Below are 530 nucleotides of genomic sequence, written 5' to 3'. Positions count from 1 at the left end.
GGTCCGTTTGACGCCATCATTGTTACCGCTGCTGCAGAAGTGATTCCCCAAGCGCTTCTCTCACAGTTAAAAGATGGCGGTAAAATGGTGATTCCTGTCGGAGATGCTGAGCAGCAACTACTTAGAATTGAACGCAAGGGTGACGAGTACCTTTCTACCGTTGTGGAAATGGTTCGCTTTGTTCCTCTTGTCGCGGGTGATTTGGCTTAAGGATCTGAGGTTAGGTGAGTAAGTTACTGCGTCATATTGGTATTAGCTTTGTATTAGCTGCGGGACTCGTTGGTTGCGCGGCTCACTCACCTGCGCCTGTTTCCAGCCTAAAGAAGGATTATTCGAGCGTTGAGCGTGGCAGTTATAGAGGGAGTTACTACGAAGTAAAGAAAGGTGACACACTTTATTTCATTGCTTACGTCACAGATAAAGATGTAAATGATCTTGTACGTTACAACGAACTCTCTCAGCCTTACACCATTTATCCAGGTCAAAAGCTAAAACTTTGGGCTCCGAAATATGTCGCGCCAAAATATGGC

Annotated in this window: 1 protein-coding gene and 1 pseudogene; both read left to right on the top strand. The window is 45.8% G+C overall.

Annotated features, from left to right (window positions below; translation table 11 throughout):
- Nucleotides 1-210: pseudogene (locus R8O11_RS30960) on the top strand (protein-L-isoaspartate O-methyltransferase); the annotation flags it as partial.
- Nucleotides 211-224: 14 nt separating this feature from the next.
- Nucleotides 225-530, top strand: a 306-nt coding sequence (locus R8O11_RS30955) for a LysM peptidoglycan-binding domain-containing protein (RefSeq protein ID WP_318195358.1), incomplete at its 3' end; no start/stop codon positions are given.

The sequence above is a fragment of the Vibrio sp. 1288 genome (genome assembly GCF_033344475.1).
Note: the sequence above shows the minus strand (reverse complement) of the source record. Positions and strands in the feature narration are given on the sequence as shown.